This window comes from Acinetobacter sp. PW68, from assembly GCF_020982655.1.
GTDB lineage: Bacteria > Pseudomonadota > Gammaproteobacteria > Pseudomonadales > Moraxellaceae > Acinetobacter > Acinetobacter towneri_A.
On sequence record NZ_JAHZSX010000001.1, the window covers coordinates 22,498 to 36,797 of the forward strand.

The 14,300-nt window shown below is 42.0% G+C and carries 10 protein-coding genes and 1 rRNA gene; 8 read left to right on the forward strand and 3 right to left on the reverse strand.

What is annotated here, in order from left to right:
• Positions 1-151: 151 nt before the first annotated feature.
• Positions 152-266: ribosomal RNA gene (gene rrf / locus K1T76_RS00090) — 5S ribosomal RNA — on the forward strand.
• Positions 267-389: 123 nt separating this feature from the next.
• Here the strand turns inward: rrf and K1T76_RS00095 are convergent.
• Positions 390-1,073 (reverse strand): TIGR04219 family outer membrane beta-barrel protein, encoded by a 684-nt coding sequence (locus tag K1T76_RS00095; protein ID WP_230243670.1) that lies wholly within the window; start codon positions 1,071-1,073, stop codon positions 390-392.
• Positions 1,074-1,241: 168 nt separating this feature from the next.
• Between K1T76_RS00095 and K1T76_RS00100 the strand changes: the two genes are divergently transcribed.
• The 4 genes from K1T76_RS00100 to K1T76_RS00115 all read left to right on the forward strand — a co-directional run bounded on the left by K1T76_RS00100 (position 1,242) and on the right by K1T76_RS00115 (position 6,045).
• Complete coding sequence (locus tag K1T76_RS00100) at positions 1,242-2,684, forward strand: aldehyde dehydrogenase family protein (RefSeq protein WP_230243671.1); 1,443 nt, start codon at positions 1,242-1,244, stop codon at positions 2,682-2,684.
• Positions 2,685-2,791: 107 nt separating this feature from the next.
• Positions 2,792-3,900 (forward strand): IS4 family transposase gene (locus K1T76_RS00105; RefSeq protein ID WP_230243672.1). Its coding sequence is split into 2 segments (ribosomal slippage): positions 2,792-3,350 and positions 3,350-3,900, totalling 1,110 coding nucleotides; the frame shifts between segments, so codons are not numbered across the junction.
• A 548-nt stretch (positions 3,901-4,448) separates the two neighbouring features.
• On the forward strand, positions 4,449-5,933 hold the full coding sequence (locus K1T76_RS00110; protein ID WP_230243673.1) for a sodium-dependent transporter: 1,485 nt from the start codon (positions 4,449-4,451) through the stop codon (positions 5,931-5,933).
• 1 nt (position 5,934) lies between these two features.
• Complete coding sequence (locus tag K1T76_RS00115; RefSeq protein WP_004970370.1) at positions 5,935-6,045, forward strand: methionine/alanine import family NSS transporter small subunit; 111 nt, start codon at positions 5,935-5,937, stop codon at positions 6,043-6,045.
• A gap of 128 nt (positions 6,046-6,173) precedes the next feature.
• Here K1T76_RS00115 and rsmB read toward each other — a convergent pair whose 3' ends face one another.
• Complete coding sequence (rsmB, locus tag K1T76_RS00120) at positions 6,174-7,481, reverse strand: 16S rRNA (cytosine(967)-C(5))-methyltransferase RsmB (RefSeq protein WP_230243674.1); 1,308 nt, start codon at positions 7,479-7,481, stop codon at positions 6,174-6,176.
• Positions 7,478-8,440 (reverse strand): methionyl-tRNA formyltransferase, encoded by a 963-nt coding sequence (fmt, locus tag K1T76_RS00125; protein WP_230243675.1) that lies wholly within the window; start codon positions 8,438-8,440, stop codon positions 7,478-7,480. The genes rsmB and fmt overlap by 4 nt, the downstream gene beginning before the upstream one ends.
• 462 nt (positions 8,441-8,902) lie before the next feature.
• Here fmt and K1T76_RS00130 point away from each other — a divergent pair, with 462 nt between their 5' ends.
• The 3 genes from K1T76_RS00130 (at position 8,903) to ilvD (K1T76_RS00140) (ending at position 14,254) form a co-directional block, all read left to right on the forward strand.
• On the forward strand, positions 8,903-10,270 hold the full coding sequence (locus K1T76_RS00130; protein ID WP_230243676.1) for an RNA-guided endonuclease InsQ/TnpB family protein: 1,368 nt from the start codon (positions 8,903-8,905) through the stop codon (positions 10,268-10,270).
• 249 nt (positions 10,271-10,519) lie between these two features.
• Positions 10,520-12,349: a dihydroxy-acid dehydratase gene (ilvD, locus tag K1T76_RS00135; RefSeq protein ID WP_230243677.1), complete on the forward strand. Its 1,830-nt coding sequence runs from the start codon at positions 10,520-10,522 to the stop codon at positions 12,347-12,349.
• Between the two features lie 219 nt (positions 12,350-12,568).
• Entirely contained in the window at positions 12,569-14,254 is a 1,686-nt protein-coding gene (ilvD, locus tag K1T76_RS00140; protein WP_230243678.1) for a dihydroxy-acid dehydratase, read from the forward strand.
• The last annotated feature ends 46 nt before the right edge of the window (positions 14,255-14,300 follow it).

Here is a 14,300-nt window from a genome sequence, read left to right on the forward strand (position 1 = left end):
CAAAAACTTGATTTAGTGAACGCTAAACAATAAACTTCAGACCCAATAGCCAACCTGTTAATAACTCATTTGGAACCAAGTAAGGCATTACATGCAAAAGCATCAAGCAAAAGCAATGTAACTAAGACCCGAACAAGTCCATAACAGTTGTGCTGGCGACTATAGCAAGAGTGAACCACCTGATCCCTTCCCGAACTCAGAAGTGAAACCTCTTCGCGCTGATGGTAGTGTGGGATTACCCATGTGAGAGTAAGTCATCGCCAGCTCATTATTCAAACACCCCCAACTAACGTTGGGGGTGTTTTTTTATGTAAAAAGAATATATTAAGAAGAAGAAAAAACCCTTAAAAATAATTTAAGGGTTTTAAAGTTATATAAATATCAAATACTTAGAAATGTGCTTCTAAGCCTAAATATGGACCTTTAAACTCTAATAGAGTTTCTTGGTTGGAATCTTGATTCAGTTTAATGTCTAAGATGCGATAACCCGCTTTTAACCCGACATCCACCAGAATCGCATCAATAAAGTTATATTTAATTTCTGCCTGAGCATCACGAACTTCATTGTCGCTATTTTTAGCATAGTTGGCTTCGGCTTTGGCACTTAAACCCGTAAATGGTAATTTGACTGCTGCTTCTGCATAAAGCATAGGTAACGTTTCACTGATGTCTTGTGTTGAAAACAAATTCGATCTTAAGTCGCCTTCGAGTACTTTTGCGCCAAATCCAACATCTGCTGCAACAATGTTATCTAAAATTTCATAATACAAAATGAAGTCTGAATAATCTAAATCTAGCTGATTGATTTTTACACCAGCAGCGCTTTGCTCGCTTTCGGCCTGCAAATTGACATGCTTAATTTTGGCATTGGGTAAAAAAGGCATAGGATGTTCTACTGCCAGACTGAAAGGTAAGGCAAAATCATCATCCAAGTTAGGAGATAACTGAGCCTGATTCCAGTCTGCACTATATTTCCAATAATCTACACTGGCTTTTACCCCAATAATATCGGCATGCACCGCTGAACAACCAATTAAACTGCATGCTAAAGCAAAACGTTGTAATGTAAGCATATAAACCCTAATATTTTGTCATCATCATTTTGGATGAATGGTGTTGTGATGTTCTCGTGACAAAAAATCATGTGAAATATTGTCTAACTTAGCGCATCATACATTTTCTAGAATCAAAATTCTTGTAAAAATATAGCCTAATTCGCGCCAAAAAAAGAGGATTTCAGTATGCAAAATGTCCATCCACCTGTCGATTACCCGCTCTATCTTGCCAATAAAGCAGTAGAAACAGGACAATGGTTAGCCGTTCAGCATAAGTATTCTCAAAAATTATATGCACGTGTCGCACTTGCCGATGAAAAAAGTATTGAAAAAGCTATTCGTGCAGCCGTCAAAGCAGAAGCCGAAATGGCAAAATTACAGCCATTTCAGAAACAAAAAATTCTGCTGCATTGTGTACAGCGTTTTCAAAATATGCGTGAAGAATTGGTCGAAATTTTAATTGCTGAAGGTGGAAAGCCTCGTCTGGCCGCGATGGCAGAAGTCGAGCGTTTGATCAATACCTTTCAAATTGCGGCAGATGCGGTGTCGCAACTAGATGAAGGACGTATTTTACCGTTGGCGGTGACGGCTGCTGCTGCGAATTATCAAGGGATGGTTAAGCATGTACCCATTGGTGCCGTGTCTTTAATTAGTCCTTTTAATTTCCCATTGAATTTAACCGCACATAAAATTGCGCCCGCGATTGCTGCAGGTTGTCCTTTTGTATTAAAACCTGCTAGCGCCACGCCTATTTCAGCATTGAAAATAGCAGAAGTGTTGGCTGAAACAGATTTACCTCAAGGTGCGTTTTCGGTATTGCCTTGTGAGCGTGAGCAAGCCGATGTTTTAGTGACCGATGACCGCTTTAAACTGCTCAGTTTTACCGGTTCAGATGTGGTGGGATGGGATATGAAAGCCCGTGCAGGACGTAAAAAAGTAACGCTAGAGTTGGGCGGCAATGCAGCGGTGATGATTGAACCCGATACTGAACTGAATGATGCATTGATTCATCGCTTAATTGGTGGGGCGTATAATCATGCAGGGCAGGTGTGTATTAGTGTGCAACGTATTTTTGTGCATGCCGACGTGTATGCTGAACTGAAAAAGAAACTTGTGAGTCAGCTCAAGAAAATTAAAGCAGCAGATCCTAATTTGGACAGCACTTTGGTCGGGCCAATGATTAAGGAAGCTGAAGCACAGCGCTTGAAAAAGTGGATTGATAAAGCGGTGAAAAAAGGCGCAAAAATATTGGTCGGTGGCGAGCTGAAAGGTGTGATGTTTGAGCCGACTTTATTGGAACAGGTCGATCCAAACTTGGAAGTTTATAAAGATGAAGTTTTTGGCCCTGTTGCCATTTTGGAAAAATATTCATCTTTTGAGCAAGGAATTGCACGTATCAACCAAAGTCGTTTTGGTTTACAGGCCGGTATTTATACACAAAGCTTGGAAAAAATGCTTTACGCATGGGATCAGTTACAGGTCGGTGGGGTGATTATTAATGATATTCCATCGTTCCGTGTGGACAATATGCCTTATGGTGGCGTCAAAGATTCGGGTTTAGGGCGTGAGGGAATTCAATCAGCTATTCGGGATATGCAGGAAGAGCGTTTATTGGTAATTAAGCGTTAAGTATCTGATCTAATGATGCATCGTTATAAATAAAGACTCTGTACACGACAAAAATAGATAACTCATTGAAATAATGTCACAATAATTGTTTTCTAACGACGAATACTATGACACATCTCAATGAGTTATATCTTATCTTAAACAAATCTCTAAAATGGAACAAGTCACATTTAAAGTGCTTTGCGCTCATCATGCTTGTGATTATTTTAAAGCAAACATGTAATCTTTCTTCTGCATCTAAAGCCTTGCCCATCAAGTGCTTACCACAATCATTTTATCGACGTATGCAGCGCTTCTTTGCAGGTCAGTATTTTGATTATCGTCAAATTTCTCAGTTGATTTTCAATATGTTTTCATTCGACCAAGTGCAACTGACTTTAGATAGAACCAATTGGAAATGGGGAAAACGAAATATTAATATCCTGATGCTCGCAATCGTTTATCGTGGAATAGCGATACCTATCCTTTGGACATTGCTTAATAAACGTGGAAATTCAGATACGAAAGAGCGTATTGCTTTGATTCAACGCTTTATAGCCATTTTTGGTAAAGACCGTATTGTGAATGTGTTCGCAGACAGAGAGTTTTTCGCAGACAGAGAGTTTATCGGTGAGCAGTGGTTTACATGGTTAATTGAACAAGACATCAACTTCTGCATTCGTGTTAAAAAAACTTCATTGTCACCAATCATTTAGGAAAGAATCATAAAATTAGTGATTTATTTCGCCATCTTAAAGTTGGTCAAATTGAATGTCGTAAACGACGGATTTTGGTTGGTCGGGTGAAACTATATATAAGTGCACTACAGTTAGAAAATGGAGAGCTTTTACTCGTCGTTTCTCCTCAGTTTAATGCCAATGCTATTCAGGATTATGCATTACGCTGGGAAATTGAAACCTTATTCAGTTGTCTCAAAGGACGCGGGTTTAATCTTGAAAATACGCGCTTGACAGACCCTAGACGAGTGAAAAAATTGATTGCGGTGTTAGCTATAAGCTTCTGTTGGTGTTACTTAACGGGTGAATGGCAACATGATCAAAAAAAAGCGATAAAAATAAAGAAGCATGGACGACTCTCAATGAGTTTATTTCGCTATGGTTTAGACTATGTTCAAATGGCGATTCAGCGTTTAATTGGTTTTGGGAAAAAAGAAGAGTTTAAGGAAATTTTGGCAATTTTAAGAAAGCAGAATCCTGATAGGATAAGGGTTCTGTGAAATTTGTCGTGTACAGAGAAATAAAGAGAAAGGATGAGTTAACTCTGAATTTTGAGATGATTGATTACAGTGCTGTGGTTTAATAAGCTACAGCGCTGCTAAAATAGATGAAAAGTAAAATAACTCAAATAGCATCACAATTTCATTCCAAATAGTTATATGATATATAACTAAAAAATCAAGTCAAAATGGAGTGGAATTTGAACGCTTGATTAAAAAATGCATACGAAAAGTATCTTTCTAAGCAGAATTTACAGAAAAATTGTTCAAAAATGAGTATTGTTAAGCCATACAAAAGCGCAATATTGGGCAAAGACTTTAAGCAAGATTTTCCGAATATTTCGCTGTTTGACCTTTAGAATTTGATGCTCAAAAGGTGTGACTCTAAAGCAAACACCCAGATTTTCATTTTTTGCAGGATATTTTTTGTGTGCGCTAAAGTACCGTTATATAAAGTAAATTTAAGCTAATGAAAAAGCAAATTATTTATATAAAAGGTAAGAATTAAAAAACAAGCAACAAAAAATAACCTGAAGTTTAGGTGTTCTATGACAGATTCTCGTGAGAGTTGGTCCGCACGATCAGGCTTTATTATCGCAGCTATTGGTTCTGCGGTCGGGTTGGGTAATATTTGGCGTTTCCCTTATGTTGCCTATGAAAATGGCGGCGGTGCATTTTTAATCCCTTATTTAATTGCGATCTTTGCCGCAGGTTTGCCATTGCTGTTTTTGGACTATGCAGTTGGGCATAAATACCGTAAAGCACCACCAACCGCTTATAAAAAGCTCATGAACAGTGAAGCATTGGGCTGGTGGCAGGTGATGGTGACTTTGCTGATTGGTATTTACTATGCCAGCGTATTGTCTTGGGCAGGCAGTTATATGTTCTATTCCATTGGTCAGCAATGGGGAACAGACACTGAAAAATTCTTTTTCACAAGCTACTTACAAAATGGTGAAGGTTTAGCCTTTGGTTTTGTACCCACCTTATTTATTGGCTTAGTCATCGTGTGGGCGGTAGTGATGTTCATTTTATATGGTGGTGTGAAAAAAGGGGTTGAGCTGTCAAATAAAATTTTTATACCACTTTTGCTGATTTTATTCTCTATTCTCGTGGTTCAAGCTTTACGTTTGCCGGGTGCAGTTGATGGCTTAAATGCCTTCTTTACGCCTAACTGGGAAGCGATGACGAACTATAAAGTATGGTTAGCTGCCTTTGGTCATATCTTCTTCTCACTTTCAGTCGGGTTCGGGATTATGTTGACCTACTCATCATACCTAAAACGTAAAACTAACTTGACTGGTTCAGGCTTGGTGGTTGCACTCGCAAACTCATCTTTTGAAATTTTAGCGGGTATTGGTATTTTTGCTGCGCTTGGTTTTATGGCGTACAGCGCAGGTTCATCGGTAGATGATGTGGTTTCGGGTGGTATTGGTTTAGCCTTTATTGCATTCCCAAAAATCATTTCTAGCTTGGGTGCAGGTGGCGATTTATTTGGCATCTTATTCTTCGCTTCATTGACGGTTGCAGGGGTGACCTCAATGGTGAGTATTCTGCAAGTGCCGATTGCTGCGTTCCAAGACAAACTGGGTTGGTCGCGTAAGCGTGCAGTAACCATCATTGCGGGTGGTTCAGCTATTGTTTCAACCATTTTATTCTCTACCCATAGTGCGATTACTTTTGTCGACATCATTGACTACTTTGCCAACAACATTGGTATTGTTGGTGGTGGTTTATTGTCGATTATTTTGGTGACTTGGTTCCGTCGTCCATTGCTCAAAGAATTGCAGCAACACGTTAACCAATACTCAAGTATTAAATTGGGTTGGGGCTGGAATTTCCTATTAACCATCGTGACTCCACTTTCATTGCTAGTCGCTTTAGCTTTAACCCTTAAATCTATTTTTGCAGAAGGCTATGGGGGTTATCCATTACACATTTTACTTACCGTGGGTGGTGGTACCGTGGCGCTCTTTATTATTGGTGCGGTATTGTTTAGTCGTTTAAAAGATCAAGACGCAGCGGAGAAATAAGATGAATACATCTGCTTTGGTGATGTTGATTATTTCAACAGTGGTACTTTGGGGTGGTTTGGTTTTGGCGATGATTCACTTGATCAAAAACCCAGATGAACTTGAAGACTAAGCATTTTGCTGAATGGGTACGATGCTGTAAAGCATTGCACCGACTAAATAAAATAACCCTTGATTGATTCAAGGGTTATTTTATTGGAAAGGCTATTCAATGAGAAGAATCGTTAAAACAAAAACAGCTTAGGCGGTTTTTTCAATACGACAATAATAAAAACCATCACCGCGTCCTTCTTGCGGCAATAATTGGCGTCCATATAATTGTGGAATACCCCAATCTGCATCTAGTTTGACTTCTTTGGCATTTTGATGCTCGGCAAAGAATTGCTGCATTTGCTGTTCATTTTCGGCTTTTAAAACCGAGCAGGTAATGTAAAGCAAGGTGCCGCCAACTTTGAGTTGCTGCCACATCTGCTGTAAAATCTGTTGCTGTAATGCCACCGTTTGCTGAATATCACTAGATTGGCGCAGCAAACGAATATCTGGATGACGACGCAAGACCCCAATGGCAGAGCATGGCGCATCCAATACAATACAGTCCACCGCTTCACTGGCATTCCATGTGGTTGCATCAGCAGCCAAAATTTCGACTTGCGCTTCTTGATTCAGTTGCAGGCGTTCTAGGTTTTCGCTGACACGTAACAGACGTTTGGCATCCTGATCTAAGGCAATCAATTTTTTAGGCTGAAATTTTTCGAGCAGATGTGCTGTTTTACCACCAGGGGCTGCGCAGGCATCGACCACGACTTTGCCATCTAAATTTGGCAAGAGCGTTGCACACAGTTGGGCATGTTCGTCCTGTATGGAAAATACGCCTTCATCAAAACCAGGCAAGTCTGGAATGTGCACATTTTGCAGCATCACAATACCAACTGCAGATACGGTGCAAGCTTCTGCAGCAATCTCTTGTTCCTGCAAAATTTCTAAATAGTCATCACGGCTGATTTGGCGTGTATTGACTCTTAAGGTCAGGGGGGCAGTTTGCTTTAAAGTGTTCGTCAGTTGTTCTAATTGCTCAGGCCAATCTTTTTTCAGGCGTTTATACAACCAACTTGGTAAACCATGCGCTTGCGCCAAAGCCGTTTGAAATTCGGATGTTTCACGTGAAACACGACGCAGAATCGCATTCACCACACCGCTGAGTGCTTCATAGCCCAATTGTTTGGCTGCAGTTACGGTTTCGGAAATTGCGGCATGGCTGGGTACACGGGTACAAAGCACTTGATATAAGCCAACATATAAACAGGTTTCAACAGTTTCGTTGTTGAGTGGTTTCACCAACAACGGTAAGGTAATGCTTTTTAGGGCATACCATTGACGCAAGGTGCCCAAAACCAGCTCATGAAACAAGGCACGGTCACGTTCTGCGACTTTGCTTAAATGTGCAGGTAAAATGCTCGCCAATGATTGCCCTTGTTGTACAGCCAATAGCGTACGGATAACTTGGGCACGCAAGTTCAAATGTGAGTTGCCTGATTCAGTATGGCTCATGCGAGAACTTGTCCTGTTTGAAGTTTTTGAGTTTGAATGATTTGCACAGGATTCAGCGGTTTAGCGCCTGGCCATTGCAACGAGTTTAAGCATACTGCTTGTTGATCGCCACAAGCGACGTGTACGCCTTGTTTGTCCAATTTTAAAATTGTGCCTGCAGCTTTGCCCTGTGCAGATTCATCTGATAATGCTGAACCCCATACGCGTAAGTTTTGAGTGTCATCTAAAGGAATAAATGCCACAGGCCACGGGTTAAAGGCACGGATATTACGGTCAATTTCGGCTGCAGTTTGTGACCAGTTAATTTGCGCTTCGGCTTTGGTCAGTTTGTGTGCATACACCGTTAAGGCTTCATCTTGCACTTCACGCCTAGCCAAATAGTCTTGTAATTTCTGTTCGGAAGCCAATACTTCAACAATCGCTTCGGCACCTTGCTGCGCCAGTTTGTCATGTAAAGTGGCAGAAGTGTCTGCTGCAGTAATTGGGCACAAGGTTTTATACAACATATCGCCCGTATCTAAACCTGCTGCCATTTTCATAATGGTGATGCCTGTTTCGGTATCACCTGTGGCAATGGCACGCTGAATCGGCGCTGCACCGCGCCAACGTGGTAATAAAGAACCGTGAATATTTAAGCAGCCATATTTAGGCGTATCTAAAACCACTTGTGGCAAGATTAAACCATAGGCTGCAACCACCATCACATCGGCATTCAATGCAGCCAATTCTTGTTGGGCCGCCAGACCTTCTTCAGTAGATGATTTAAAATGCAAAGGTTGATAGACAGGAAGATCGTGTTGTAGTGCCAATTGCTTCACCGCAGATGCTGTGAGTTTTTGTCCGCGTCCTGCTTTACGATCAGGCTGAGTGTAAACCGCGACAATCTCATGTTCGGTGTTCAGGAGTGCTGCCAAAGCGCTTGCAGCAAATTCAGGCGTACCTGCAAAAACGATTTTCAATGGAAATCAACCCATAGTTTTAGATGACGCGGCAATTATAACAAATTGCGGCTCAAAGGTCGGAACGGGTTGTAACAAATCCACCTTGTCCCCTTGCGCAACAAACAAAGCAGCGCTTTGTTCTTGCTCATGTGGCTAAAACTTTCTCAGATTGCGTTACGAAACTTGGCAATAGTCTCGCTATTCCCTGCGTTTCATGCCTAATCTGCTCAGTTTTAGCCTACAGCGCAAGCCATTTATGAAATGTCAACAGACCATAATAATGCAAAATTTAAAAATTATTCATGAAAGTTTTGTATTGAACAATAAATTCTAGAGTGCATTCTCGCCCTTTTAAGGGTGAGCCAGCTCTTTTCTTAATATGACTATAGTAAGTTAAAATTGTCGTTAAATATCATTAGTTTGTATTATAGATTCACTTTTTTATGTTATAATTAAATTGTATTTTTAGGAGCATTTTCATTGCTAACAGGCATCCAATTAAGAGCGTATCCAACCAATCATCAAAAGCTGATCCTTAGTCAGTGGATGGGTTGCGCTCGTTTTATTTGGAATGCTAAGTGCGATGAAGATAAATACTTCCGTGGCTTTGCACGTAAGTTCACTCCTTACAATCAATATTATGAAACGCAAGATCAAAAATACTCACACTTTAAATCAGAAGAACTCAGCGCATGGCTAAAACAATGCCCTAGCCAAATCCTGAGAAATTCAGCAAGCAATTGGAAAGAAACTCTTGATAGGTTTAAAAGTGGCATTTGTGGTCGTCCGAAGCGTAAAAAGAAAACAGATAAAGGCTCAATTTACTTCACCCGTGAATTGTTCAGATTCGAGCCTGACCAGTTTGGCAAACTGCATCTATTTATTGGTACGAAAACCAATAACATCGGAATTTTAAAGTTTGGGATTCATGCTGATTTTAACGAGCCTAAATCCCTCTACATCCGTAAAGAACGTGGTCAATACTTTGTGTCATTTTGCTATGAAGATGATCAGGATATTCAAGTAATCAAGCCCGAAGAACATCTAGAATATCTACGTGGTATGACAGCAGAACAGCTACAAGACATTGTGGTTGGTATTGATCGTGGCGTGGTTATCCCTGTTCATGCAGAGCATAGAGAATTTGATTTCTCCAAAGAGCAGAAGAATCACCTATCTAAAGCGGATCGCTATATCAAACGCCTGCAACGGAAACTATCACAACAACAAAAAGACTCTAACCGCAGAGCAAGAACCAAACATCGTATTGCGGTGCATCATGCAAAGAAAGCTAATATCCGCAAGGATTTTGCCCACAAAACTAGCCATGCATTGGTTAATGGATTTGGTAAAGTTTTTGTATTTGAGAAATTAAATACCAAGCAGATGACTAAGAAGCCTGCACCGAAAAAAGATGAGTTAGGTCGTTTCATTCCAAATAAAGCCAAAGCGAAAGCTGGCTTAAACAAGGCGATCCTCAATGTAGGTTGGTACCAGATCGCATCGTTCCTGAAATACAAAGCGGAACGATTAGGAAAAGCAGTTTTTAGTATCCCTGCTGCTTACACCAGTCAAGAGTGCGCTTCATGCGGTCACACTCACCCCGACAATCGCAAGAGCCAAGACAGGTTCAAATGCGTGAATTGTGGACACATTGACAATGCAGATCATAATGCAGCAATGGTGATTAAACAGAGGGCAGTAAAATTAATCTTAGACAGTGGAACACTGTTGGATGACAATCACTTGTCATCTAGTGGGCGTGGAGGTGTTCGTAAGACGAAAAAGAGTGTTAAAGCTTTTTCTCGCTGTACCGATGAAGCGTCAAAAGAGAAGTGTGCAGCTTAGGCTGCATCACGGAAACTCGGTTGCTTTAGCACTGAGTAGTTCATTTCAGTATGATCAACAAGGCGCTGTGGGTTTTCGTCACTTTTTATCCATCATAAAGTCGGTAAAGCAGCAGCCTTACTACCTCAAGCTGTAGTAAAATACAAAGATTCTTAAAATGTTTTGCAGTGATACAGATCTTGCAAACAGTATTATTTCGCCAGAATGAATTTCAGATTCATTTCAGCACAACCAAGTTGGAACTTTATAATGCCTGACTATCGTTCAAAAACATCGACACACGGAAGAAATATGGCGGGTGCACGCGGCTTATGGCGTGCAACGGGTATGAAAGATGAAGATTTCGGTAAGCCGATTATTGCGGTGGTCAACTCATTTACCCAATTTGTACCTGGCCATGTGCATTTAAAAGACCTCGGTCAAATGGTGGCAGAACAAATTCAGGCGGCAGGTGGTGTTGCCAAAGAATTTAACACCATTGCCGTAGATGACGGGATTGCCATGGGCCATGACGGCATGTTGTATTCATTGCCATCACGTGACTTGATTGCCGACTCGGTAGAATACATGGTCAACGCGCACTGTGCCGATGCTATGGTCTGTATCTCCAACTGTGACAAAATTACCCCAGGGATGCTGATGGCTGCCATGCGCCTAAACATTCCAGTGGTGTTTGTATCTGGCGGCCCAATGGAAGCAGGTAAAGTCAAAATTCGTGGCAAGGAACACGCGATTGACTTGATTGATGCGATGATTGTGGCGGCAGATGACAACTATACCGATGAAGAAGTCGCTGAATATGAGCGCTCAGCATGTCCAACTTGTGGTTCATGCTCAGGGATGTTCACTGCCAACTCAATGAACTGCTTAACAGAAGCCTTAGGTTTATCTCTACCTGGCAACGGCTCAATTCTAGCAACTCACGCCAACCGTAAAAAACTGTTTGATAAAGCAGGTCAGTTGATTGTGGAATTGGCCAAACGCCATTATGAACAAGACGATTACAGCGTATTGCCACGTTCAATTGCAACCAAAGCATCTTATGAAAATGCCATGACATTGGATATTGCCATGGGTGGTTCAACCAACACCGTATTGCACTTGTTGGCGGCTGCCAATGAAGCAGGTGTGGATTTCACCATGGATGATATTGACCGTTTATCACGTAAAGTACCTGTTTTGTGTAAAGTTGCACCTGCAAAACAAGACGTTCACATGGAAGATGTACACCGCGCGGGCGGCATTATGTCTATTTTAGGTGAGCTGGATCGTGCAGGTTTATTGGACACTTCTGTAGGTACGGTTCACGAAGCAACCTTAAAAGATGCTTTAGATAAATGGGACATTATTCGTACCGAAAATGAAGACGTTTACCAGTTCTTCCGTTCTGCACCAGGCGGCGTACCTACCCAAACTGCATTCTCACAAGACCGTTACTATTCACGTTTAGATGGTGACCGTGACAATGGTGTGATTCGTAATGCAGAACACGCCTTCTCTAAAGATGGTGGTTTGGCGGTACTTTACGGCAACATCGCTTTGGATGGTTGTATTGTCAAAACTGCAGGGGTAGATGATTCTATTTTGAAATTCAACGGCACAGCACGTGTTTTTGAAAGTCAGGATGCTGCAGTAGACGCGATTTTGGGTGGTAAAATTACAGCGGGTGATGTGGTGGTGATTCGCTACGAAGGCCCACGTGGTGGCCCAGGTATGCAAGAAATGCTCTACCCAACCAGCTATTTGAAATCGAAAGGTTTAGGTAAAGAATGTGCCTTACTGACCGATGGTCGTTTCTCGGGCGGCTCTTCAGGTCTTTCAATTGGTCACGTTTCTCCAGAAGCGGCTGAAGGTGGTGCGATTGGTTTGGTTGAAGATGGTGACCGTATCGAAATTGATATTCCAAACCGCAGCATTCACTTGGCGGTAGATGACGCAACCATGGCGGCACGTCGTGAAGCGCAAGAAGCTAAAGGCTGGCATCCTGCAGAAGAACGTCCACGTAAAATTTCTAAAGCGTTGAAAGCCTATGCTATGCACACCACCAGTGCGGCAAAAGGTGCGGTACGTGAAATCTAAGCAGTACTTAGCAATTTAAGCTGCCACAAAAAAGCACTCCAAAATTGGGGTGCTTTTTTATGAGCCTGCCAATGAGCAATGTCAGTATCGCAGCAAATTTGAGCAATGAAATTAGACAGGCATTTTCGTTTACATCCTGCCCGCTTTCGATACAATGAAAAATAAAATAAATCGTCATGATGAGCACGTCATTTCACCCATCTTGCTAAGGAATCAGCCATGAGTAAACAGAATATCCGCGAACATTCAGCCGAAGTCTATGAAGGCATTGAAAATGCACCTGCACGCTCCATGATGCGTGCGGTGGGTTTTAAGGATGAAGATTTTACTCGTCCATTTATTGGCATTGCATCGACTTGGGCCAATGTCACCCCATGTAATATGCATATTGATGGCTTGGCGCGTGAAGCAGAAACAGGCGTGAATCAGGCGGGTGGTAAAGGCATTATTTTTAATACCATCACCATTTCAGACGGTATTTCGAACGGCACCGAAGGCATGAAATATTCGTTGGTTTCACGTGAAATCATTGCCGATTCAATTGAAGCTGTGGTGGGCTGTCAGGCCTATGATGGTGTGATTGCCATTGGTGGCTGTGATAAAAACATGCCAGGTTGCATTATGGGACTGGCGCGTTTAAACCGACCAGGCTTGTTTGTTTATGGCGGCACGATTAAACCGGGTGCAGGACATACCGATATTATTTCGGTGTTTGAAGCCGTGGGTCAGCATGCCAAAGGTGAAATTAACGAAATTCAGGTCAAGCAGATTGAAGAAGTGGCTTTGCCGGGTGCAGGCTCGTGTGGCGGCATGTACACCGCGAACTCTATGGCATCGGCCATTGAAGCATTGGGCATGAGTTTGCCGGGATCTTCGGCACAAGAAGCTGTTTCTCAAGAAAAATTGGATGATTGCCAACGTGCAGGCGAAGCAGTGATGAATTTGTTACGTCTGGATATTAAACCACGTGACATTATGACCAAATCTGCCTTTGAAAATGCCATTAAAGTATTGATTGCTTTGGGTGGGTCGACCAATGGTGTGTTGCATTTGATTGCCATGGCACATTCTGCAGGGGTTGAACTCACACTGGATGATTTCGTGCGTATTGGTCAGGAAACCCCAGTGGTGGCCGATGTACGTCCATCGGGCAAGTATTTAATGTCGGAGCTGATTGCCATTGGCGGAATTCAACCATTGATGAAACGTATGTTAGATGCAGGCATGCTCGATGGTTCTTGTTTAACGGTTACAGGTAAAACTTTGGCAGAAAACTTGGCCGATGTTGCCGATTATCCTGAAGGTCAGCAAATTATTTTACCGTTTGATGCGCCAATCAAAAAAGATTCACACTTGGTGGTGTTAAAAGGCAATTTATCGCCTACGGGTGCAGTGGCAAAAATTACAGGCAAAGAAGGCTTGTATTTTGAAGGGCCTGCACGCGTCTTTGAAGGTGAAATTGGTGCGATGCGTGGCATTTTAGATGGCGAAGTGCAAGAAGGTGAAGTGGTGGTGATTCGCGGTGAAGGCCCTAAAGGTGGCCCAGGTATGCCAGAAATGCTGAAACCAACTTCTGCAATTATTGGCAAGGGCTTGGGTAACTCAGTAGCGTTAATTACCGATGGACGTTTTTCGGGCGGTAGTCATGGTTTTGTCATTGGGCATGTGACCCCAGAAGCATATGAAGGCGGGCCAATTGGTCTGGTGAAAAATGGTGATAAAATTTCGATTAATGCTGAAACCCGCGAAATGACTTGGCATGTGTCAGAAGAGGAAATGGCAGCACGTAAAGCGGCATGGGTCAAACCAAAGCCAAACTATACCCACGGTGCATTGGCGAAATTTGCTAAATTGGCATCGGGTGCAGAAAAAGGTGCAGTGACTGATCTGAATTTAGAGGTCTAATTGCTCATTTTTATATGAATTGATATAAATCCTTGTGTACTATTGA